Source organism: Neisseria sp. S1 (assembly GCF_048060015.1).
Taxonomy (GTDB): Bacteria; Pseudomonadota; Gammaproteobacteria; order Burkholderiales; family Neisseriaceae; genus Neisseria; species Neisseria arctica.
In genome coordinates this window covers 21,548-44,799 of sequence record NZ_JBLUPI010000006.1, presented here as the reverse complement: position 1 = coordinate 44,799, position 23,252 = coordinate 21,548, and the positions used below count along the sequence as shown (strand labels likewise).

Here is a 23,252-nt window from a genome sequence, read left to right as displayed (position 1 = left end):
GACTTACATCATGAAACAAAATGTAGTCTAAAAAACAAGCGTTCCGAATGCTGGCAATCACTTTTCTACAAGCGTAAAATAAATAAATTACGCGCGTTAACATATTTCAAAAGTTTCCCCGTATACCAACCCATCTGCTTTGGTTCCAAACGTAAAAAGGCCGTCTGAAAAATTTCAGACGGCCTTTTTACATCTCAAAAGAATACCCTGTTCACCATTCTAATCGGGATATATTTTCAATCTGCGGCAGTAAAATAGTGATTATATTTTCGGCGGTAATAATTTGCCCGGATTAAGCAAGTTATGTGGATCCAATGCCGCCTTTACCATACGCATCAAAGCAATTTCCGCATCGGTACGAACACGCGGCAACCAATGGTTTTTTACTTGACCGATACCGTGTTCGGCAGCAATGGTTCCCTCGCAGGCCAATACGTTTTCATACACAATAGCATTTACCGCATCTTCATAAGCATATACTTCATTACTTAATACGTCAGGCAGGAAAGTATTGTAATGCAGGCTGCCGTCACCCAAATGCCCGAATACGACAATGCGGATATCAGTAAACACCTTTTCCAAGGCAGAAGCGCAACCGTTTACAAACTCGGCTACGCGTGCAATCGGTACGGCAATATCATGCTTGATACTGGCACCCAAGTTACGCTGCGACGCTGAAATATTTTCACGCAATTTCCACCAATCGGCCCGCTCTGATTGTGACTTCGCCAAAGCGGCATTTTCAAAACCTTGCTCATATAAAAACTCAGCCAGCAAATTACCCAAGTCATCTCGCGGCATAGAATCGGTTAATTCCAACAAAATATGCCACTCGGCATCTACAGGCGAGCGGATTCGACTAAATTCGGCAGACAGAGATAGCGCAAAGCGGCTGACCAACTCAAAACTACACAAGCGTTCGGCAAAACACCCCTGAATCAAAGTTAGCAATTCAACGGCTCTATCAATATTTTCCACGCCCACCCAAGCAGTTTCGACAGTTTGCGGCTGTGCAAACAATTTCAGAGTCGCTCCCGTAATAATGCCGAGCGTTCCTTCGCTGCCGATAAACAAATGGCGCAGGTCATAACCCGTAGTATTTTTGTGCAACGGCTGTAAATGCGATATCAGCGTACCGTCGGGCAGCACCACCTCCAATCCCAACACCAAATCACGCATACTGCCGTAACGTAATACATTCAAACCACCTGCATTACAAGCAATGTTACCGCCGATTTGACAAGAACCCTCACTAGCCAAGCTCAAAGGGAATAAACGTCCGGCGGCGGCGGCGGCCTGCTGAACACTCTGAAGCACGGCACCCGCATCTACCGTTATGGCATTGTCGGACAAATTAATCTGACGGATTCGGTTGAGTTTGCTTAAATTCAACAATACCCCGCCATCCGGAACTGCCGCCCCGCACAAACCGGTATTGCCCCCTTGTGGCGTAACCGGAATACGGTTTTCATAGCAAAAGCGCATCAGTGCCTGTACACCTTCTACACTGGCAGGCTGTACTACCGCATCAGCCCGCCCCGTATAACGGCGGCGCTGATCGGTTAACCAAGCTTCCGTATCTTCAGGCAATTCAACAGGAGATAAAATTTGTTGCAGCTTTTGCTTAAGCGACATTTGTCATTTCCCTAAATCAAATTTTTCAGACGGCATCAATTAAAAGTAATCAAAAGAATATTAAAGCATTATGTTTGTTTATATTCATTTACCATATTTTTACCGTCTGAAACCCATATTATGGAGGATATTTACAATTTACCGTAAGTACAGAAATAAGCAGTATCTACCGCTACTTTCAGCTGAAATTTGCTGTTTGCATCAACGGTAAAACTTTCCCCCGCGGAAAATATTTGCCATTCATCCGAACCGGACAATTTAACTGTTAACGCACCGCTGATTACTGTCATTGTTTCAAAATCGTCGGTACCGAACTCATATTCTCCCGCCTCCATCACTCCGACCGTTGCCGGTAAGGTTTCGGTTTGCAGTCCGATAGAGGCAACTCTACCGTCGAAATACTGATTGATTTTCAACATAATTTTCTCTCTATTTTTCTCCAAAAGTTACGATATCTACTATTTTGCCAATATGTTTATTAAATACCTTTATCCGATATCTGAAACCCTACTTTTACCAACAAATATCTATTTTACTTGTCTACTATCATAATAAAAGCCGGATAAGCAGATTCAAACCTTACCTAAAACCACTCTCATTCACATATTTTGCCCACGCCTTTTACATATAGCAGGCAAAACAAAAGCAGGATACTAGAAGTATCCTGCTTTGCAATCTATATTCGGATAGATTATTTAGTAGCAGCAGAAGCAGCTTCGGTAGCAGCAGAAGCAGCAGCTTCAACAGCAGAAGCAGCAGCAGTAGCGGCTGTATCAGCAGCAGAAGCGGCTTCAGTAGCAGCAGAAGCAGCAGCTTCAGTAGCAGCAGAAGCGGCTTCGGTAGCAGCAGAAGCGGCAGAAGCAGCAGCCTCGGTAGCGGCAGAAGCAGCAGAAGCAGCAGCTTCGGTAGCTTTAGTAGCGCTATCGCCACAAGCAGCCAATACCAAAGACATCAGGGCAGCAGCAAACAATGATTTTTTCATTTCCATTAACCTTCTTTATTGATCAATTTTAAAGATAACTAAAATTTGGCCGGTCAGTATTGCACGGCCATATTACAAATCCATGACTGAATTTTCAGCAATTATGCCGCACGCCCCACGCCAACGCAATCATGCTGATTGAGGTTGCCGTAGGTTGTGTTTCTTTTAGTGTGCCTTCAGACGGCATAAGTTCACATAAAATCACCCCTTTTATTCGAAACAACTGCCCAAACTCTTTTTTTAATCTATTTTTTCAATTAGTTATATTAATTTTTAAAAGAATTGATAATTTTGCAAAGGTTCTGTTTCTTTTGTTATCTTTTTTACAAAAGTTGCGAAAAAGCAACATACAAAAATTTTCATGGGTATTTCTTTTGACACCGGCACCGCTTTACATACCCGCAAAGAAACCTTTTATATAGATTTCGTATGCTACAATTAGTATGTTATTCACCTACTCCGAGAGGATACCTCATGGCTATTGCAAAAAACTCAGCCGTTACCCTGCACTATGAAATGTTTGATGCCAACGACCAGCTCATTGATAAAACCGAACAACCTATTGCCTATCTGCACGGCGGTTACGACGGTATTTTCCCGTTGGTTGAAGAAGCACTCCATGGTAAAGATGTCGGCGATGTAGTCGATGTCGTACTTTCTCCCGATGACGCCTTCGGCGAACAGGATCCCGAATTGGTTCGCATCGAAGACTTAAGCGTATTCCCCGTAGAGGTGGAAGTCGGCATGATGTTTGAGGCAGATGATCCCGAAACCGGCGATGTGTTTGTTTACCGTGTAACCGATATTGCCGATGGCAAAGCCGTAGTAGATGGCAACCATCCGCTGGCAGGGATGAAAATCCGCTTTAAAGCAACTGTTGACAGCGTACGTGATGCGACAGCCGAAGAAATTGAGCACGGTCATGTACACGGTCCACACGGACACCACCACTAAGCATTTGCCCCTATCTTAAAAATACCAATGCCGTCTGAAACTTTTTCAGACGGCATTTTTAACCGCACATGTTATAAAAAAGAATATTTCAACGATAATAAAAATCCGAATATTTCATTACTTTTTAAACATAAATCATAAGTAAACAAGCCATCTGTATTTTCAGACGGCCTGTTATGATCAAAATAAATTATGCAAGGTTTTGCAGGTAATTCAGCAATAAAGGTACGGGGCGGCCGGTTGCGCCTTTTTCCTTACCTGATTTCCAGGCCGTACCGGCAATATCCAAATGAGCCCACGGATAATCTTCGGTAAAGTAAGATAAGAACGTAGCTGCCGTAATCGTACCCGCTCCGGGGCTGCCGATATTCGCCAGATCCGCAAAGGGTGATTTCAACTGCTCTTTATAGGTGTCAAACAACGGCAACTGCCAAGCCTTATCATTCACCTCCAACGAGGCCGCCAACAAACTGTCGACCAACTCCTGATTATTACCCATCAAACCGCTGACATCATGACCCAATGCCACAATACATGCCCCTGTTAAGGTAGCGACATCAATCACGGCACGCGGTTTGAAACGCTCCACATAAGTGAGTGCGTCACACAAAATCAAACGACCTTCGGCATCTGTATTCAACACCTCTACCGTTAGGCCCTTCATAGTTTTAACCACATCGCCCGGTTTGTTGGCGCCGCCCGATGGCATATTTTCACAAGTGGGCACAACCGCCACCAAGTTAATCGGCAGCTTTAATTTGACGGCGGCACAAAATGTACCGATTACGCTTGCCGCACCGCACATATCAAATTTCATCTCATCCATATTCAAGCCGGGCTTGAGCGAGATACCGCCGCTGTCAAACGTGATACCCTTACCCACCAGAACCACAGGGGCTTCATCTTTATCAGCGGCACCATGGTAACTCAGTTCAATCAGATAAGGTTTTTGACGGCTGCCTTTCGCTACCGCCCAAAACGCACCCATATGCTCTTTGATAAAGTCTTTTTTACGGATTTTTACACCCGCTCCCAGCTTGGCCGCTTCTTGTTTTGCTGTTGCAGCCAAAAACTCGGGAGTACATTCGTTCGGTGCTGCATTTCCGAGGTCTTTAGCAATACGCATACCGTAAACTTGAGCTTCCGCTACGGCAACTGCACCGCTTAAATCTTCGCTACCATGATAAAACACGGTTTTTTCCAATTTTGCCGGTTTGGCTTCTTTTTTATAACGGTCAAAACGGTAAACCGCCATGCCTAATGCCACCGCAAAAGCTTCGGCTACGCGCGGAGCCTCCACTTCATCAAATGCCCCCACATCCACATGTACCTCATGCTGCTTTTGCGCCCACGCGGCAGCTTCGGCTGCGGCTTTATCCAAAGTAGCCCGCTCTTCATCTTTCAAGCGCACCACTGCCAGCGACTGAAAACCTTCACCCGCAGGCAATTTGGCCTCGGCAAAAACCTGTCCCTCTTCTAAAGAAGCACAAAGTGCTTTAGCGGTTTCATTGCTGCCGGATTGGGCACACGGGCAAGCATCACTGCACACATATAACAACGCGCCTGTTTGTTGCGGCTGCAATTTTTCAACTTTTGTGCTAAATTCCACGCTTAATCTCCTAATCAAATCCACGGTATGTTCAGACAAAGGCTCCGCAAAACGGAAAAGCCGTCTGAAACAGGAAAACGGCTGTGGTTGATTGTACCCTATTCGACAGGCCGCCTGAAAGCCTGCATAAACGATACTGATACGGCGCATCTTACCCGAACACGGTCAGAACCTTGCACCATCGCCGTATCAAATCTTCCCGGCCGTTAATTAATATATGATTTACCAACGCAACTTTATCAAAGAACTGTCATTTACGGCAGTCGGAATTTTCGTGGTGCTGTTGGCCGTACTGGTCTCCACGCAAGCTATCAATCTTTTGGGACGCGCCGCAGACGGCCGGGTTGCCATCGATGCGGTTGTCGCACTGGTCGGCTTTTGGGTAGTCGGTATGACACCGCTTCTGCTGGTACTTACCGCCTACATCAGCACCCTTACGGTTTTAACCCGCTACTGGCGCGACAGTGAAATGTCGGTTTGGCTCTCGTGCGGCCTATCACTAAAGCAGTGGATTAATCCTGTTTTGCGTTTCGCCGTGCCGTTTGCCATACTGCTTACCCTGATGCAGCTGTTTATCATACCGTGGGCAGAGCTGCGCAGCCGCGAATATGCCGAGCTTTTGAAACAAAAACAGGAGCTCTCAATGATAGAAGCCGGGGAATTCCGTGCTTTGGGTAAAAGTAACGGCCGGGTGTATTTCGTCGAAACCTTCGATACTGATTCGGGGGTAATGAAAAACCTATTTCTGCGTGAAACTGACAGCAAAGGCCGCGATAACATTGTATTCGCCAAAGAGGGTTCATTTGCTTTAAACGACAACAAGCGTACTTTAGAGCTCACGCAAGGCATACGTTACAGCGGTACCCCCGGCCAAGCCGACTACAATCAGGTTTCATTTGAAAAACTCAGCCTGATTATCAGTACCTCGCCGAAGATTATCGACCCCGTTTCCAACCGCCGTACTATTCCGACCCTCCAGCTTATCGGCAGTAACAATCCCGAACATCAGGCGGAATTAATGTGGCGCTTGTCTCTGCCTATCAGCATATTGATTTTGAGCATACTGGCCATTCCGTTATCGTATTTCAACCCGCGTACCGGCCACACCTATAATATTCTGTTTGCCATTGGTTTTTATCTGATTTATCAAAACGGCCTTACTTTTCTGCGCAATGCCGTTGAAGACGGCAAACTCAATTTCTGGATAGGGCTATTACCGCTGCATATACTGATGCTGGCGGCCGCACTTGCTTTACTGCATGTGCGCAGTATGCCTGCACAGCCGTTTTGGCAGGCTCTGAAAAACAGTACGAAAGGCGATGCACAATGATGCTTCTAAGCCGCTACCTTATCCGCCAACTTACCATATCGGCACTCTATGCCCTACTGGCCCTTTTGGCCTTATACAGTTTTTTCGACATCATCAGCGAAGCGGGAGATGTAGGCAAAGGCAGCTATACCGGCATGAAAATGATGCAATATATTTTTATGCAGGTTCCGGCACATGCCTATGAACTAATGCCTTTAGCCGCATTAATAGGCGGCCTGATTGCGCTGAACCAATTGGCTTCCGGCAGCGAACTGACCGTTATGAAAGCCAGTGGCATGAGCACCCGCAAGCTGATTACCATTTTGCTGCAATTTGGTTTGATTTTTGCCCTGGCCACAGCCGTATTGGGCGAATGGCTGGCACCCGCGGCCAACCGCTATGCCGAAAATATGAAAGCCGGCGCCGTAAACGGAAAAATCAGCACGGGCAGCCAAGGTTTATGGCTTAAAGAACAAAATAATATTATCAATGTCCGCGAAATGCTGCCCGACCATACTTTATTGGGTATTAAAATTTGGCGGCACGACGATCAGTTCCGCCTGATTGAAGCCATGGAAGCCGAATCAGCCCGCCCGGGAAACGGCAGCTGGCAGCTGAAAAACGTTCGCCGCAGCGTCATTGGCAACGACCGGATTCTTGCGGAAAAACAGCCCGAACAAAATTGGCCCGTTTCCCTGCAAAACAATCTGCTTGATGTTTTATTGATTTCACCCGAACAAATGTCGGTATCCGCACTCACAACTTACATCAGCCATCTGAAAGACAACCAACAGCAAACCCGCCCCTATGAAATCGCCTGGTGGCGTAAATTAATGTATCCGCTGGCAGCCATGGTGATGGCCTTGGTAGCATTGGCATTTACCCCCCAATCGACACGGCACGGCAACATGGGGCTGAAACTGTTTTTCGGCATATGCTTGGGACTGGGCTTTCACTTTGCAGGCCGTCTGTTCGGTTTTACCAGCCAACTTTACGGCGTACCGCCTTTTATTGCCGCCATGCTGCCGACAATATTATTCGCTGTTTTGGGCATATATCTCATCCGCCGGCAGGAAAAACGCTAAACCGCCTTATTTACATTTACTGATACAGAAAGCAAATTTATGTTCAGCATTCTCATTATTCTTGGCTTGATTGCACTGCTTATCGGCTTACTTGGCACGATTTATCCCGCCATCCCCGGTTTAGGTCTGATGTTTGCCGGCGCATGGCTGATAGCCTATGCAGGCGACTATCAGATTATCGGTACCGCTACTTTGATATTCCTCGGCATTGTCGCCGCGGTGGGAACCGTCATGGATTATGTAGCAGGTATGCTTGGTGCCAAATTTACCGGTGCCAGCAAAACTGCTGTTTGGGGTGCTTTGATCGGTGGCATAGCAGGTGCATTTTTTTCCCTGCCAGGCTTGCTGCTTGGGCCATTGGTAGGGGCCGGCATTGGTGAATTTTGGGCTCGAAAAGACTTGCTCTCTGCAGGGAAAGTCGGCTTGGGCACATTTATCGGCTTTATCGTCGGCGTTATCGCCAAACTCGGTTGTGCATTGACCATCATATTCACTTTGGCAGTAATGGGAATCATCAGCCTTTTCCAATAACAGGACAGATTTTCCCAAGGCCGTCTGAACACGTTTCAGACGGCCTTTTATCATACCGCCAACAATGTTAATATCTGCAAACACACCAACAAAAATGGAGAAACAGATGACCACTCTGCCACGCCCGGAAATCGATGAAAACGGCCTGCTTGAATATTCGGTAGTTTATACCGACCGCGCTTTAAACCATATGTCGCAAAAATTTCAAACGGCTTTCCGCTATATTTCCGCCACACTGAAAAAAGTTTACGGCGCACAACATACCGCCGTCATTCCCGGCAGCGGCACCAGCGGTATGGAAGCCGTTGCACGCCAGCTGGCCCGTAATGAAAAATGTTTGGTGATTCGAAACGGTTTTTTCAGCTTCCGTTGGAGCCAAATTATTGAAAAAGGTGCGATTGCAGCCGAAACTCGTGTTTTCACCGCTCGGCAGGCCGATGAAACACAAGCACCTTTTTCTCCTGCGCCTATTGAGGAAGTCACCGCCGCAATAGCCGAATACCGCCCGGCCGTAGTATTCGCGCCTCATGTAGAAACCGCATCAGGCATTATGCTGCCCGATAACTATATCAAAGCTTTAGCAGATGCCGTACACGCTGTCGGCGGCCTGCTGGTTATCGACTGTATTGCATCCGGCTGTATCTGGCTGGATATGCAGCAACTGGGAATTGATGTATTAATTTCCGCTCCGCAGAAAGGCTGGAGCGGCGCTCCATGCTGCGGTTTGGTAATGCTAAACCAAGCGGCTTATGAAAAAGTACAGGCAACCGAATCCGACAGCTTTAGCCTGGATTTGAAAAAATGGCTGCAAATTATGGAAGCTTTCGAAAACGGTGGCCATGCCTATCATGCTACACCGCCTACCAACGCGCTGATGGTATTGCACGATGTTATGAAAGAAGCCGAAGCCATCGGTTTCGATGTTCTAAAAGCCAAACAAACCGAACTCGGCCTGAAAATGCGTGCCTTACTGGCGCGCGAAGGATTTGTCAGTGTAGCCGCTCCCGGCTTCGAAGCTCCCGGGGTCGTTGTCAGCTATACAGACAAAGCCGATATCCACAACGGCAAAGCCTTCATCGCCGAAGGTATGCAGATTGCCTCGGGCGTACCACTACAATGCGGCGAGCGCAGTGATTTCCAAACATTCCGCTTGGGGCTGTTCGGATTAGACAAGTTACAAAATATTGACCGCACAGTCGCCTTATTTGAAGAAACTTTGGCAAAAGTAAAATAATGCTGCCAATTGCCTGATATAAATCGAAGGCCGTCTGAAAACTATTTTCAGACGGCCTTTATTCAAATATGCACATCACCAAAGTGGTACTGTTTTTTCAATTGCATACACGGCAAAAGTAAGCTGTTACAAACCCTCTATATACTTAAGCTACCCACTTCAAGAAAATAATGCCGTCTGAAAATCATTTACCTTGCCTTTCCGGCATATCCTTAACACCAGAAGGCAAACTACGTTAAAATAAGCCGGTTCATTTCCAATATTGCCCTACCACAACACTATGCAAGAATTACTTGATTTATTCCGCACCGAAAGCCCCGGAACGGTAGCTGAAACCCTGGATTTTTGGCTTTACGAATGCAGCTTAGACGAAGCACCCGGCGCCGAAGAAGTGAGCCTCTGGCGTGACATCTTGGCTGCACGCGGCGGAAAATTTTCCCGCTTGGCTACAATCTGCCAAACTTGGTTGGACGAAGAATGCTGACTCCAACCATCCCCCGTAACCGCTGGCTACTTTTTTCAGTCTTATGGCTGACAGCCATGCTCTACCAACTACTGCAAGAATCATCCGGCGGCACGGCTCCATTTCCCCATTTTGATAAAATCGCCCATTTCGCTATATTTTTTGCTCAGTTTTGGCTTCTATCCAAAATATGGTTGAACGAAAGGTACAACATTCCGATACGGAGTTTGGTTATTACTGCCGTATGTTTAGCTGCCGTCACCGAAACCGCGCAGGCCTTGTTTACCAACACGCGCCAAGGTGATTGGCTGGATGCAATAGCTGATATTGCTGGTGCGACAACTGCCTTATGGCTAGCGCAAAAAGTACAAAACGCACACCGCAACATATACACAAGCCATCATCACAAAACCCACTAACATCACCCCGTCTGCTTTCAGACGGCCTTAAGATAAGAAAGTCTGCCATGACCATTTACCTACAACGCCGCGAACACTTATTACAACAAATCGGCAACGACGGCCTTGCCGTTTTATTTGCCGCCGCAGAACAAACCCGCAGTAACGATACACACTTTCCCTATCGGCAAAACAGTTATTTCCACTATCTCAGCGGCTTTCCCGAACCGGAAGCAGTCATCGTATTAGACGGCGCCAACGGAACGTCCACACTCTATTGCCGGGAAAAAGATGCTTTACGTGAAATTTGGGATGGTTTCCGTTACGGCCCGGATGCGGCACAAGCAGAATTTCATTTTGATGCCGCCCACAGTATCAAAGAGTTTAGCCGGCATATAGAAAAAGCCATTCTCAACAAACGCCGCCTATTCGCTTTGTGGGGCGAAAATCCCGAACATGACCGCGTCCTACTGAAACATTGGCATCATGTGCAGCAAACTGCCGGCCAACGCATGCTCGGCGAATGTACCCGCGCCCCCGACAACCTCGGTGATCTTGCGGCCCTACTTACCCCCATGCGCCTGATAAAAGACCCGCACGAGATCACCCTACTCAAAAAAGCGGGCAGCATCAGTGCCCAAGCCCACATCCGTGCCATGCAGAAAACCCGACCCGGAATCAGCGAGATGCAAATCGAAGCCGAACTGTTGCACGATTTTATGCGCAACGGAGCACGCTTTCCCGCTTACAATAGTATTGTTGCCGGCGGTAAAAACGCATGCTGCCTGCACTATGTGGAAAACAAAGATATTCTGCAAGACGGAGATTTACTGCTTATCGATGCAGGTGCCGAATATGAAATGTATGCGGGCGACATTACCCGTACCTTCCCGGTAAATGGTAAATTTACCTCTGCCCAAAAAGACGTTTACGAAATCGTTCTTGCCGCCAACCAAGCCGCTATTGCAGCCGTACAACCGCAAGCAAATTGGGCAGACATACACAATATCGCTCTCAATATTCTCACCCAAGGATTGATAGATTTGAAATTACTTTCAGGCAGCCTTGATGAGAACCTCGAATCACAAGCCTACAAACGCTTTTATATGCACGGGCTAGGACATTGGATCGGGCTGGATGTACATGATGTCGGCGGCCGTTGGCGTGATGGTAATCCCCTGCTGCTGCAAACCGGCATGTGCACTACTATCGAACCCGGGTTGTATATTGCTGCGGCAGACGATATCCCGCCCCATTTCCATAATATCGGTATCCGTATTGAAGACAATATTTTGGTGACCGAAAACGGCGCAGAAAACTATACTGCAGAAGTACCCAAAACCATTGCAGAGATTGAAGCACTGATGTGCTGATGTTGCAAAACCGGTAAATTTAAGCACATGATAGGCCGTCTGAATTTTTCAGACGGCCATTAAAAATAACTTCATTATTATTAAAATATTTAATAACGAATATAAATACAATTATACAGCCGTCTGAAAGCGTTCTGGCATAAAAAAATCGCCGCTACTGCTCTTTCCCCTTATATTTGCAAACCGTATTAAACCAGCCGTATCGAAAGACATCTTAAGTGTCTGCCAATAAACACCAGCACGGAGTTCCTCCATGTCAGCCTCTCCCCTGATTATCGCCACATACAATATGCACAAAGGCATGTCGGCGCTTAATCGTAAAGTACAAATCGAACTAATGGCAGATGCCCTAGAAGGCCTCCACCCCGATATATTATTTTTACAGGAAGTACAAGGCGAAAATCTCAACCGACAATTCAAAATCGATACTTTCCCCTCACAGCCCCATTACGACATCATCAGCGACCGCCTAGCCTTCAACAGCAGCTATGGACAGAATGCCGCTTACAAAAAACGCCACCACGGCAACGCCATTCTAAGCCACATGCCGATAACAACGCGCCGTAATTTCAACATCAGCGTCAATAAAATGGAGCAGCGCGGTCTATTACATTGCGAAATCCATCCCGAAGATTGGCCGCTCCCGCTCGTATGCTTGTGCGCACATCTCAATCTGCGTGAGCCCGACCGCATCAAACAGTATCATGCGATTTTCGATTATGTCAGCAAACATATTGATCCCATGAGCCCGCTGGTTATTGCGGGTGACTTTAACGACTGGCGGCACAAATCCTGTATTTCCTTTGGCAGCGCACTCAATTTAGACGAAGTATTCGTCGTAGCTCATGGTAAACGGCCAAAAACCTTTCCTGCCCGCATGCCTGTGTTAAGCTTGGACCGTATCTATACGCGAAACCTGAGCATCCTTGATGCACAAATCCACAACGGCAAAATTTGGCAGGCCTTATCCGACCACCTGCCCCTTTCGGCCAAAGTCCTCCCCCGCCTTCCCTAAACCGCTATTTAACGCTAACCTATACAAAAACACGATACCGACGAAGACACACCATGGATTACTTACGACGCATGCCATTTACTGTTGCATTCATCGATAAAAAAGGCCAAACCTACCAAGACAGCAGCAAAGGCTTAAACGACTATATCGAACGGCATCCCCTTGCAGCAGCGCGCCTGCATCAGCCCAAATTTGCCGCAAAGTTTTTAGAAATGGCCGCACACAACAACGGTATGCAGGTTGTACGACGCCCGGCAGATACCCAAGTTAAAAGAGAGCTGGTTTACATCATACGCAAAGGCGTGTTCAAAAATGAAGAAGCCATGTGGCGTTTTATCAATGATCCGAGCAATCTGAACATAGTCCGTTAAACGCGCTATAATCGTACTTTCAAACGTACAGCACACAATAATACCCGCCGATAAATCATACCGCAGGCAACCAATATGCTTTTAATGATTGATAACTACGACAGTTTTACTTATAACATCGTGCAATATTTTGCCGAGCTCGGGCAAAAAGTCGAAGTCCGCCGCAACGATGACATCACAATTGAAGAAATTGCCGCCATCAACCCGAACTACCTTGTCATCGGCCCCGGCCCTTGCTCACCGAAAGAAGCCGGTATTTCAGTAGCCGCTATCAAACATTTTGCCGGCAAATTACCGATTATGGGAATCTGCCTCGGCCATCAAGCTATAGGAGAAGCATTCGGCGGCAACATCATCCGAGCTAAAACCCTGATGCACGGCAAAGTTTCTCCAGTATCCCATCATAATAAGGGTATGTTCCAAAACCTACCCAACCCCGTTACCTGTACCCGCTACCACAGCTTGGTAATTGAACGCGATACACTGCCTGCATGCTTGGAAATCACCGCATGGACGGAGGATCAGGAAATTATGGGTGTCCGCCACAAAGAATATCCGTTGGAGGGCGTACAATTCCATCCGGAAGCACTGCTCACAGAACACGGACATGACATGCTAAATAATTTTCTAAATGAATTTAAAACTTTACCAACCACATAAAGATAGGCCGTCTGAAACCGCTCGGACGGCCTAAACTAACGCACCTATGCAAAACAAAAACTAAAAAACTCAAGCGGTAAGATATGTTCTGATTTTTATCACCAGTTTCAATCACCGCTATTTCTGCCTCAGCCGCAAACTTATCAATACTTTGGAAAATATTATGATTACTCCTCAGCAAGCACTAAACCGCCTACTTAGCAATAACGAATTATTCCACGACGAAATGACCAGCCTGATGCGGCAAATCATGAGCGGTGAAGTCGCTCCGGAACTGATTGCCGCCATCCTAACGGGCTTACGTATCAAAGTAGAAAGCGTTTCGGAAATTTCAGCGGCTGCAGCCGTTATGCGCGAATTTGCCACACCGGTTCCCTTGGAAAACACCCAGGGCTTGGTTGATGTAGTCGGTACAGGAGGAGACGGTGCGCGTACATTTAATATCTCGACTACCGCTATGTTTGTGGCTGCGGCGGCAGGAGCAAAAGTTGCCAAACACGGAGGCCGTTCCGTATCCTCATCATGCGGCGCCGCCGATATCATGGAGCAAATGGGAGCTTCACTCAACTTGGCTCCTACAGATATTGCCCACTGTATCAATACTACGGGTATGGGCTTCATGTTTGCTCCCAATCACCACCGGAGTATGCATTATGTAGCCCCTGTACGCAAAGCCTTGGGAATACGTACTATCTTCAATATCTTAGGCCCGTTAACCAACCCAGCCGGTGCACCAAACCAATTACTCGGCGTGTTTCATATCGACTTAGTCGGTATTTTGGCCCGCGTTTTGCAACAACTGGGATCCAAGCATGTTTTAGTCGTACACGGTAGCGATGGTCTGGATGAAATTACCATCACCGGCTCCACCCATATTGCTGAGCTAAAAAACGGTATGGTTCATGAATACAATATTTCTCCAACGCAATTCGGCCTTCCGGTATATGAAAATCTAAACCAAATCAAAGTAAATAATGCCGCCGAATCACTGACGATGATGGACAATGTATTGAAAGGCAAACCGGGAGCTGCCCGCGATATCGTTATATTGAATGCCGCAGCAGCACTTTATGCTGCTGATGCAGTAGAATCATTGGAGGCGGGTGTAGCAGCCGCCCACACAGCCATTGACTCGGGCAAAGCTTTGCAAAAACGGCAGGAATTCATTCAAACTACTCAAAGCTTGGTCTCCCAAGCCGAAAAATAAAAGTAAAACCAAACCTAAAAATAAGAAGCCGTCTGAAAATTCAGACGGCTTCTTATTTCACTATTTTAACAGATTATTGTAACGGCTTCATATTCATTACTTCCATTAGGAAGTTTGTAAAAGCTGGATTTTTCGGTTTATTACGCATATTGGGCCAACGCTGCTGCCAACCGCGTAACGCATTTTGAATATAAAGCTTAGATTGTTCTGTACTGATTTCACCGCGCTGACTATCTACCGCAGAACGCAGATACACTTCATACATACTGTCATCTACTGCATTGCGACCAACCAACTGAATACGGTAACGATTCAGATATTGGGCAGCCTGAACTTTTGTGAGCTGTCCCTGGCTGACTTGATAACTTAAGCGTGTGGCTTCATCACGGATTTTAGACACATCCGACCAATGGCTTGCTGCCAAGCGGTATTCACCGGCAGACGCTTCCACGTTAGTCGGGCGAACAGGCACTTCTTTCAACGTAGGCAGGTAAATAGAACTACAGCCGCCAAGTGCCGCCAATACGAATAAGAGGGGGATATGTTTTTTCATGGTTGCTATTATAATCAGGTTTGTTCACGCAAGCCATATGTAGCGCAACAAGCGGTATTTTTTTCAACCTAATTGCAACAATATCATATAAATACTATAAATTATTAAAACAATGGCACAACACCTGTACTATAGCGCGGCTTACTATCCGGTTAATAACCTGTTTTTTACCGATTACCTTAACTTCTCCCGCCGTCTTAATAATATGGTTTTAATGAATCTGCCAATCTGGCACACACCCTATTAACCTAATTCTCCATTTTGAAAGTAACTCAGAGCTTTTCCAAATAAAATACTAAAGAAAAAGGCCGTCTGAAAAGAAGATCTGCTCCTTATCAGGCGGCCTTGCATATTAAAATCGCAACTTATTTAAAGAAATCTCCCATACCCGCCGGTAAGCCTTGGGTAAACGCTCCCATCGTTTTATTAGTAGTCTCTTCAGCTTTTTCACCTGCATTATTGATCGCTGCCAAAATCAAGTCTTCCAACATTTCTTTGTCGTCTACAGCTTCTTTAATCAAATTTTCATCGATTTCCAGCTTACGCAAAACATGGTTACAAGTCATGGTCACTTTCACCAAACCATTACCTGCTTCGGCACTCACTTCGGTTTCTGCCAATTTCGCTTGTGCTTTTTTCATATTTTCTTGCATTTGTTGGGCTTGCTTCATCAAACCGCCCAATCCGGCTTTTCCGAACATAAATTAAACTCCTATAGTGTTATTCGATTAGCTATACTGACTTTGGAAATTAAAATTCAAACGACATTAAAAATTAACTATCCTGACCTGCCAATACTAAAGTATCTTCGCGCCACTGCGCAGAAAATAAATTCAGAATATTTTGCGCCGCTTCGTCTGCCTCCAGCAAGGTCTTAGCGTGCTGGCGGCCTTCTATCTGTAAGCGTTTGCGTCGCATCGCGGGTGTTTCCCAACCTTGCTCATCGCGCCATGGCTCTGTTTGCAATTGCAGTACCATTCCGTATGCATCGGCTAATACGTTCCTAATTTTATCCAAACGCTCTTTATTTCCGGTAGCTCTGCCTTCATCCGTCATCGACAATATCAATAATTGCCTTTCTTCGTCATAGCGCACCCATGCGGTATAGTATGCAGTCATCTGAGCGGCCCCAAGCTTGGTGGACAAACGACGGATTATAGCTGCCCAATTTTTTTGTTCAAATGACGGCAGTGGCTCAAACAAAGGTTCATCTTCAACGCTGTCATCTTCATCATCTTCTACTAATTTGATCAATGCTTCAGAAGCAGCTGTTTCATTATAGGCTATATGAGAATCCTCTTCCTCCTGATCAAAGAAAGCCTCTTCCCTAGACTGCCTCACGGTTTCCGTATGAGAATATTCATCAGCATATAAAATATCTGCGGCATAAGCAGGTTCGGAACGCTCTGGCGGTATATTACCGTATTCATTATTTTCCGGCTGCAATTTACCATTGTGCTGTGCCAACGATGTTTCATATGTCTGATATTCCGTAGGCAATGGCTCTGTTATCGGTAACTCTTCCCAAGGCGGTATATCGTTTTGGCTAAGCTGTTTCGTATCCTTTTTTTCAGCGGTAATAGCTGGCGACTGGATTAAATCGACCGTTGGTTTCGGAGCCTCTACAGATATTTCCTGCACCACAGTTTCATTTTCTCCAGATGGTGCTTTTGTTTCAGTTTCAACCAATCCGCCTGATAGACTTTCTGCTGAAGTACTCTGCTCAGGCAAGGTCAAAAGCTTTTTTTCAGTATCATCTCTCCCTTTTGTCGAGTGCAGCTGAGTACCTTCGATCACTCCATCCGAATTATGATCTTTGGCCGCAAACGGCGTGAATGCCAACATACGCAGCAATGTCATCACAAAGCCGGCATACTCATCAGGCGCAAGACTTAAGTCTTGCTTCCCGTGAATGGCGCATTGGTAATAAAGCTGAATTTGTTCAGCACCCAAATAATGCGCCAATCGGCTTAATATTTGATATTCAGGATCTTCTGCCAGCGCTTCAGGTACGGTTTTTACTAAAGCCAAACGTTGCAGCAACATTGCTAATTCACTTAAAGCACTATCAAAACCGATCGCCCGCGCTGCCATTTCTTGGGCCTTGGCTACTAATGCTTCACCATCTTGATTCACAATATATTGAAGCAGTTCATATAAGTAGCGTTTGTCTACCGCCCCTATCATTTGACGTACATCTAGTTCGGTAACTTTGCCGGATCCCATTGCGATTGCCTGATCCAACAAACTCAATGCATCACGCATCGAGCCCATAGCTGCACGCCCCAACAGCTGTAAAGCAGGAGCTTCAAATGGAATTTGCTCTTGCGTCAACACATAAGCCAAATGCTCCGCAACCTGTTGGGTTGTCATATTGCGCAAAACAAACTGTAAGCAACGGCTCAAAACTGTAATCGGCACCTTATGCGGATCTGTTGTAGCTAAAATAAACTTTACATGTTCAGGCGGCTCTTCCAGTGTTTTCAACATAGCATTGAACGCACTTTTTGAGAGCATATGTACTTCATCGATAATGTAGACTTTATACTTGCCAACCGTAGGAGCATATTGGGCGTTTTCTAATACCTCACGAATATTATCAATGCCCGTATTGGAGGCTGCGTCAATTTCCAGCAAGTCGACATAACGCCCGCTATCGATTTGCATACAACTTGTACATTGTCCGCAAGGTTCACCATTATGGGCATGCTCGCAATTCAAACTTTTCGCCAGAATGCGTGCAATAGTGGTTTTACCCACCCCCCTTGTACCGGTAAGTAAATAGGCGTGGTGCAGACGACCTTTATCTAAAGCATTTTTCAATGCTTTGACGACATGTTCCTGCCCTACTAAATCAGCAAAAGTTTTCGGGCGCCATTTTCGCGCCAAGACTTGGTAAGCCATATTATTCCGCTTGAATTTAGAGACGGTAATTACCGCTGACACCATTTGCAATGTCACGCACGGCAGTTACATACATACGACTGTGATTATACTGCCATACCGCATAGAAATTATTTAAACCAAGATAATACTCATATACTCCCGGACTGGTTTCCAAGCGGTATAGCAAAGCTTTTTCGTCATCAGCCACATACTCTTGGGGCACCACCCCCATACGTTTGAAATCGGCAACCGTACGGCTAAGCTCCGTTTTTTCATCAATAATATTTTGCAATTCTTGATTAATAGTAAGCGATACCGGCACAATCATTTTACCGTTGGCCTTCCACCCATGGGCTTTCATATAGTTAGCAACTGAAGCGGCGACATCACCGATATTATTCCAAATATCGTGAAAACCATCTCCGTCATAATCAACCGCATACTTACGAAAACTAGACGGCATAAATTGCGGCATTCCCATTGCACCGGCATAACTACCTTTGAAACTAAAGATGTCCCGCTTCTCAGCTTTGGCCATCAACAAAAATTCATTAAGTTCTTTTTGAAAAAATTCTGCGCGGCGTGGGTAATCAAAAGCTAAAGTACTTAAAGAGTCTGCCACTCGAAAACTGCCCATATTAGAGCCATAATTGGTTTCGATACCGACTATGGCAACGATAATTTCAGTAGGTACTCCATAGCTTCGTGCGACAGCATCAATCACACCTTGGTTTTGTTGATAAAAACGTTTACCGCTGGCAATCCTATTACCCCCTGCATTAGCTTGACGAAACTCGTACCATGGGCGAGAAGTACCGGGGCGATTCATAATGTTGATAATATTGCCTTTATAATCAACACCACTAAAAAAATTCTCTAACTCGTTACGTGAAAAATTACCACTACTTACTTCATAATCAATAAAACGCTGCACATTAGCATTGCCATTAAAGCCACTGATTGCGACCGATTCGGCAGCATCACTAAATACCGGCCGTTTAACCGAAGGCAAAACCGGGCTTTCCAAAGCAGCAGTATTATTAATATTTCCAGAAGTACTACAGCCAGCCAGAATCAGCGCTGCAGCCAAATAGGCAGCAATTTTTTCCATATATAAATCCAAATAATTCAATCAAGTTGAAAGTAGCTGAAGTGTATCAAATTTAAGAAGGCGGTTAAAGCAAAGAATCAGCACATAGTAATCAATGATGTTGCAACAATAGCCAATTAATACAATAAAATTTTGCATCCGGATATTTAAGCGGTAAATTGATAATAATTTGATTCAAATATCATCATCGCCACTCAGCACAAAAAACAAAATAAAAGGCCGTCTGAATTTCAAACGGCCTTTTATTGAGATATCTAAACTTAAAGCAGATATTATTCGGCAGCAGCAACAACCGCTACAGTAATTTTTGCTACCGCATCAGTGTGCAGAGCAACTTCAACTTCATACTCACCCACAGCTTTCAAAGGACCATCAGGCAAACGCACATTTGATTTAGCAGCATCAATACCGGTAGCTTTAATAGCTTCAGCAATATCGGCATTAGTTACCGAACCAAACAAACGGCCATCAACACCGGCTTTTTGAGCAACAGTGATCGTTTGTCCATCTAATTTTTCTTGGCGGGCTTTTGCATCAGCCAGGATTTCAGCTTGCTTAGCTTCCAGTTCAGCACGACGTGCTTCGAATTCTTTCATATTGGCTTCAGTTGCACGTTTCGCTTTACCTGTAGGGATCAAGAAGTTACGGGCATAACCGTTTTTTACGGTTACCACGTCACCCAAATTGCCCAAGCCACCGATTTTTTCTAACAAAATAATTTGCATTTCACTAATCTCCGTCAATTATTTATGTTGGTCGGTGTATGGCAACAGTGCCAAAAAACGGGCACGTTTAACCGCAACAGACAGTTGACGTTGGTAACCTGCTTTAGTACCGGTAATACGAGCCGGAATAATTTTACCGTTTTCAGCGATAAAATCTTTTAACAGGTCTACTTGTTTATAATCCACCTCTTGGATTTTTTCAGCCGTAAAACGGCAGTATTTTCTACGTTTGAATGATTGACGAGCCATTGTCGTTTAACCTTTATATTCTTGAATGTTTTGTATCCGCAACACCGGTTTTGGAAAGCGTTGGCTTCTCTGTGCAAGAAAACCTTTTACTTCAACCATATCATTTTTTCGGCATTGCCACTGCAGAGCTTGCTCACCGATAATTTTTGCAGGAAGTTCAAACTTTACCAAGCATTTCTGCCCGTTTTCTTCCTGCCAAGATTCATGTTTCAGCACCAAATCCAGCACCGGAATCCCAGCCGGTGTATAGCGTAAAATGCCACATTCAATGATTTGAGCAGTGAGATCAAGCTGATTTTTCAATCTTGGATTAAGCCTCTGCAGCTTCTTCTTTAGTTTCTGCAGCCACGCTGTTATTCAACAGGCTTTTAGACTTCTCCTCTTTCATCATCGGAGAGGCTTCAGTAACAGCATGTTTGGTTTTGATGGTAAGATGGCGCAAAACCGCATCATTAAAGCGGAAAGCCGTTTCCAGCTCTTCAACCACTTCAGGTGAGGTTTCAATATTCATCAAAACATAATGTGCTTTATGAATTTTATTAATTGGGTAAGCCAATTGACGGCGACCCCAATCTTCCAAGCGGTGGATCTTACCACCAGCCTCGGTAATCATGGTTTTGTAACGCTCAACCATAGCGGGTACTTGCTCGCTTTGATCAGGATGAACGATAAACACGATCTCATAATGACGCATGTTATCTCCTTACGGTTTAAAAACAGCCTTCCACCATGCGAAAAGTAAAAGGCAAGGTTGAAAACGAGATATTTTATCAATACCAATACTTTTTCGCAAGCATTACTTTTTTCATTACGTCCCGTAAAGCGCTGCTTTTTCTTACTAACAAGCAATTCACTTATAAAATCTTAGAAACAGAAATCCCCGGCCCACCAGCCTCTTTCTGCTATAAATGTATATCTCAAGTTATAATAATGACGTTCGCACACATCTACCATCTTTTTAATTTTTTGAAATTTTATTTATGCTCAATACATTATTTTCCATCAGCGGCCTCCGTAGTTACCTCAACGTTAGCGCCTCGGAGCTAATCGTATCAGGAAGCTCAGGAATCACGGAATTTTTCAATAGCCTGTTTGCCCGGCAATACTTCACCAGCAAGCTCTTAGAGCGTAGCTTTACTCATTTATCCAGTTGGATTGAGCTGGGGTTATGTTTTTTATTACTCTTTCTAACCGCCTGGCTGGCACAATATTGGGTAAACCGCTACCGGAGGAACCAACAAGGTTTTTTACGCCATTTGCTCCAACGCGCCGCATGGCCTTTAATACTACTGGCAAGTGCGGTCGCCAGCCTTTCATTATGGACTATTTTCATAGGCAATCCACTATGGTTCCATTTATTAGTTATGGCCGCACGCTGGCTACTGATTATAAGAATCACACTTGCCATTATTAACGCCGCACTTCCTACCAACCGCTATACGGACTGGTTAGAGCGAAGCATGTCGGGCGTTTTGTGGATTACCTTTCTATTTTGGATTTCAGGCATCGACGACATGATTATTGACGGCATGAAGTCTGTCAAAATCCCGCTTGGGGCGACTACCCTAAACCTATACACCATACTTACCGGCTTGCTCTGGATCGGTATTATTATCGTATTGGCCTTATGGTTGGCACGCTTTATAGAAAACCGCTTAATGAATAGTGAGCGTATTGATTTAAATCTACGCATCGTATTCTCAAAAATCATCAAAACCGTGATGATTTTCCTCTCTGTATTAATCGCCCTTCCTTTAGTCGGCATTGATTTAACGGTCTTATCGGTATTTAGCGGCGCACTTGGCGTCGGCATAGGTTTTGGGCTGCAAAAAGTCGCCAGTAACTATATCTCCGGCTTTATTATTTTGGGCGACCGCTCCATCCGCCCGGGAGATCGTTTAACTGTAAACAATTTTACTGGCTATGTAACTAAAATCACTTCCCGCTTTGTCGTATTAAAAAGTGCCAGTGGTACAGAAGCATTGATTCCAAACGAAACATTTGTCACCTCTACCGTTATCAACGAATCCTATACCGAAAAGGCTTTATGGCAAGGGATTGACATACAAGTCGCTTACAAAACCGATCTAAACAAAGCGATGACCATCCTAGAAGCAGCTGCCGCAGCCCAAGAACGCATACAAAACGATCCTGCTCCTAAAGCTTTTTTGGTTAACTTCGGTGAAAACGGCATTGATTTGCGACTCGGTTTCTGGGTTAAAGATCCCGAGAACGGCTTTGCCGGATTATTTTCAAATATACTGATGGATATTTGGCAACAGTTTAATGAAAACGGTATCGAGTTCCCCTACCCCCAGCGCGATGTACGGATCGTTCATGAAACCGCCGAAACAAAGGCTGATGATCTGGCGACTACAATGCATAATGACATACAAAGTAACAATGAATAAAACTGCAAAGCCTCTCAAACAACCCATATCCGTTTTAGTGGTGCTGCACAACGAGCAGGGTGAAATCTTATTGCTTGAGCGCGCCGACAACCCCGGTTTTTGGCAGTCGGTTACAGGTAGTATTGAGCTTGGAGAAACCCTCGCCGATACAGCCTGCCGCGAAGTAATGGAAGAAACCGGAATTGTTTTGGAAAAAAGCGGGCTTCTCAATTGGCACCAACAGCAGGAGTATGAAATTTTTGCACACTGGCGCCACAGATACCCGCCCGGAGTAACCCACAATACCGAGCACGTTTTTTCCGCCTGCATCCCGGCTGATACCGCTATCCGGTTAAGTGCAGAACATACCCGCTATCAATGGTTAGCGATATCAGAAGCTGCCAAGTTGGTATTCTCCCCCTCTAATCGAGAGGCGATTTTGGATTTACCATCCAAATACCAATCATGTTAGTGATTACCGCTTGAATTATAGACAAATAACAGCGTATTAA

Annotated in this window: 26 protein-coding genes; 14 read left to right on the top strand and 12 right to left on the bottom strand. The window is 45.4% G+C overall.

The window, feature by feature from the left end:
• Positions 1 to 261 precede the first annotated feature (261 nt).
• The 3 genes from ACEPPX_RS05825 to ACEPPX_RS05815 form a co-directional block, all read right to left on the bottom strand.
• Complete coding sequence (locus tag ACEPPX_RS05825) at positions 262 to 1,635, bottom strand: FAD-binding oxidoreductase (protein WP_416623297.1); 1,374 nt, start codon at positions 1,633 to 1,635, stop codon at positions 262 to 264.
• A gap of 131 nt (positions 1,636 to 1,766) precedes the next feature.
• On the bottom strand, positions 1,767 to 2,054 hold the full coding sequence (locus ACEPPX_RS05820) for a pyrimidine/purine nucleoside phosphorylase (RefSeq protein ID WP_416623296.1): 288 nt from the start codon (positions 2,052 to 2,054) through the stop codon (positions 1,767 to 1,769).
• A 272-nt stretch (positions 2,055 to 2,326) separates the two neighbouring features.
• Positions 2,327 to 2,617: a hypothetical protein gene (locus ACEPPX_RS05815; RefSeq protein ID WP_416623295.1), complete on the bottom strand. Its 291-nt coding sequence runs from the start codon at positions 2,615 to 2,617 to the stop codon at positions 2,327 to 2,329.
• Between the two features lie 474 nt (positions 2,618 to 3,091).
• On the opposite strand from ACEPPX_RS05815, the gene ACEPPX_RS05810 reads away from it, so the two are divergent.
• A complete protein-coding gene (locus ACEPPX_RS05810) occupies positions 3,092 to 3,571 on the top strand; it encodes an FKBP-type peptidyl-prolyl cis-trans isomerase (protein WP_416623294.1) in 480 nt (159 codons plus the stop codon).
• A 190-nt stretch (positions 3,572 to 3,761) separates the two neighbouring features.
• Here ACEPPX_RS05810 and ACEPPX_RS05805 read toward each other — a convergent pair whose 3' ends face one another.
• Positions 3,762 to 5,180: a leucyl aminopeptidase gene (locus tag ACEPPX_RS05805; protein ID WP_416623293.1), complete on the bottom strand. Its 1,419-nt coding sequence runs from the start codon at positions 5,178 to 5,180 to the stop codon at positions 3,762 to 3,764.
• Between the two features lie 217 nt (positions 5,181 to 5,397).
• Here ACEPPX_RS05805 and lptF point away from each other — a divergent pair, with 217 nt between their 5' ends.
• From lptF to trpD, 11 genes are all read left to right on the top strand, one after another.
• The gene (gene lptF / locus ACEPPX_RS05800; RefSeq protein WP_047761483.1) at positions 5,398 to 6,510 is read left to right on the top strand and encodes an LPS export ABC transporter permease LptF; all 1,113 of its coding nucleotides are present in this window, start codon (positions 5,398 to 5,400) and stop codon (positions 6,508 to 6,510) included.
• Positions 6,507 to 7,574 (top strand): LPS export ABC transporter permease LptG, encoded by a 1,068-nt coding sequence (gene lptG, locus ACEPPX_RS05795; protein WP_416623292.1) that lies wholly within the window; start codon positions 6,507 to 6,509, stop codon positions 7,572 to 7,574. The genes lptF and lptG overlap by 4 nt, the downstream gene beginning before the upstream one ends.
• Positions 7,575 to 7,613: 39 nt before the next feature.
• Positions 7,614 to 8,105, top strand: a complete 492-nt coding sequence (locus ACEPPX_RS05790) for a DUF456 domain-containing protein (protein WP_416623291.1) — start codon at positions 7,614 to 7,616, stop codon at positions 8,103 to 8,105.
• 106 nt (positions 8,106 to 8,211) lie between these two features.
• Positions 8,212 to 9,339 carry an aminotransferase class V-fold PLP-dependent enzyme gene (locus ACEPPX_RS05785; RefSeq protein ID WP_416623290.1) on the top strand — a complete coding sequence of 376 codons (1,128 nt, stop codon included), beginning with the start codon at positions 8,212 to 8,214 and terminating at the stop codon, positions 9,337 to 9,339.
• Between the two features lie 280 nt (positions 9,340 to 9,619).
• On the top strand, positions 9,620 to 9,823 hold the full coding sequence (locus ACEPPX_RS05780) for a hypothetical protein (protein WP_047761479.1): 204 nt from the start codon (positions 9,620 to 9,622) through the stop codon (positions 9,821 to 9,823).
• Complete coding sequence (locus ACEPPX_RS05775) at positions 9,817 to 10,221, top strand: VanZ family protein (protein ID WP_416623289.1); 405 nt, start codon at positions 9,817 to 9,819, stop codon at positions 10,219 to 10,221. The genes ACEPPX_RS05780 and ACEPPX_RS05775 overlap by 7 nt, the downstream gene beginning before the upstream one ends.
• Before the next feature lie 47 nt (positions 10,222 to 10,268).
• Positions 10,269 to 11,573 carry an aminopeptidase P N-terminal domain-containing protein gene (locus ACEPPX_RS05770; RefSeq protein WP_416623288.1) on the top strand — a complete coding sequence of 435 codons (1,305 nt, stop codon included), beginning with the start codon at positions 10,269 to 10,271 and terminating at the stop codon, positions 11,571 to 11,573.
• Positions 11,574 to 11,826: 253 nt separating this feature from the next.
• Positions 11,827 to 12,588, top strand: coding sequence for an endonuclease/exonuclease/phosphatase family protein (locus tag ACEPPX_RS05765; protein WP_416623287.1), 762 nt, complete (start codon positions 11,827 to 11,829; stop codon positions 12,586 to 12,588).
• Positions 12,589 to 12,641: 53 nt separating this feature from the next.
• On the top strand, positions 12,642 to 12,959 hold the full coding sequence (locus ACEPPX_RS05760; RefSeq protein WP_047761475.1) for a hypothetical protein: 318 nt from the start codon (positions 12,642 to 12,644) through the stop codon (positions 12,957 to 12,959).
• 75 nt (positions 12,960 to 13,034) lie between these two features.
• Positions 13,035 to 13,619: an aminodeoxychorismate/anthranilate synthase component II gene (locus ACEPPX_RS05755; RefSeq protein ID WP_416623286.1), complete on the top strand. Its 585-nt coding sequence runs from the start codon at positions 13,035 to 13,037 to the stop codon at positions 13,617 to 13,619.
• A 163-nt stretch (positions 13,620 to 13,782) separates the two neighbouring features.
• The gene (gene trpD, locus ACEPPX_RS05750) at positions 13,783 to 14,826 is read left to right on the top strand and encodes an anthranilate phosphoribosyltransferase (protein ID WP_416623285.1); all 1,044 of its coding nucleotides are present in this window, start codon (positions 13,783 to 13,785) and stop codon (positions 14,824 to 14,826) included.
• 73 nt (positions 14,827 to 14,899) lie between these two features.
• Here the strand turns inward: trpD and ACEPPX_RS05745 are convergent, their stop codons facing one another.
• The 8 genes from ACEPPX_RS05745 to rpsF form a co-directional block, all read right to left on the bottom strand.
• A complete protein-coding gene (locus ACEPPX_RS05745; protein ID WP_047761472.1) occupies positions 14,900 to 15,379 on the bottom strand; it encodes a prokaryotic membrane lipolipid attachment site family protein in 480 nt (159 codons plus the stop codon).
• 365 nt (positions 15,380 to 15,744) lie between these two features.
• Complete coding sequence (locus tag ACEPPX_RS05740) at positions 15,745 to 16,080, bottom strand: YbaB/EbfC family nucleoid-associated protein (RefSeq protein WP_047761471.1); 336 nt, start codon at positions 16,078 to 16,080, stop codon at positions 15,745 to 15,747.
• Positions 16,081 to 16,153: 73 nt separating this feature from the next.
• Entirely contained in the window at positions 16,154 to 18,283 is a 2,130-nt protein-coding gene (dnaX, locus tag ACEPPX_RS05735) for a DNA polymerase III subunit gamma/tau (protein ID WP_416623284.1), read from the bottom strand.
• 16 nt (positions 18,284 to 18,299) lie between these two features.
• The gene (gene mltB, locus ACEPPX_RS05730; protein WP_416623283.1) at positions 18,300 to 19,376 is read right to left on the bottom strand and encodes a lytic murein transglycosylase B; all 1,077 of its coding nucleotides are present in this window, start codon (positions 19,374 to 19,376) and stop codon (positions 18,300 to 18,302) included.
• Between the two features lie 272 nt (positions 19,377 to 19,648).
• Entirely contained in the window at positions 19,649 to 20,101 is a 453-nt protein-coding gene (rplI, locus tag ACEPPX_RS05725; RefSeq protein WP_047761468.1) for a 50S ribosomal protein L9, read from the bottom strand.
• 18 nt (positions 20,102 to 20,119) lie between these two features.
• Complete coding sequence (rpsR, locus tag ACEPPX_RS05720; protein WP_047761467.1) at positions 20,120 to 20,350, bottom strand: 30S ribosomal protein S18; 231 nt, start codon at positions 20,348 to 20,350, stop codon at positions 20,120 to 20,122.
• A gap of 6 nt (positions 20,351 to 20,356) precedes the next feature.
• Positions 20,357 to 20,653: a primosomal replication protein N gene (gene priB / locus ACEPPX_RS05715; RefSeq protein ID WP_047761466.1), complete on the bottom strand. Its 297-nt coding sequence runs from the start codon at positions 20,651 to 20,653 to the stop codon at positions 20,357 to 20,359.
• A 7-nt stretch (positions 20,654 to 20,660) separates the two neighbouring features.
• Complete coding sequence (gene rpsF, locus ACEPPX_RS05710) at positions 20,661 to 21,044, bottom strand: 30S ribosomal protein S6 (RefSeq protein ID WP_047761465.1); 384 nt, start codon at positions 21,042 to 21,044, stop codon at positions 20,661 to 20,663.
• A 286-nt stretch (positions 21,045 to 21,330) separates the two neighbouring features.
• Here rpsF and ACEPPX_RS05705 point away from each other — a divergent pair, with 286 nt between their 5' ends.
• Together ACEPPX_RS05705 and nudB are read left to right on the top strand one after the other, a co-directional pair.
• Positions 21,331 to 22,761, top strand: a complete 1,431-nt coding sequence (locus ACEPPX_RS05705) for a mechanosensitive ion channel family protein (RefSeq protein ID WP_416623282.1) — start codon at positions 21,331 to 21,333, stop codon at positions 22,759 to 22,761.
• The gene (gene nudB, locus ACEPPX_RS05700) at positions 22,754 to 23,212 is read left to right on the top strand and encodes a dihydroneopterin triphosphate diphosphatase (protein ID WP_416623281.1); all 459 of its coding nucleotides are present in this window, start codon (positions 22,754 to 22,756) and stop codon (positions 23,210 to 23,212) included. Before ACEPPX_RS05705 ends, nudB begins: the two co-directional genes overlap by 8 nt.
• Positions 23,213 to 23,252 lie beyond the last annotated feature (40 nt).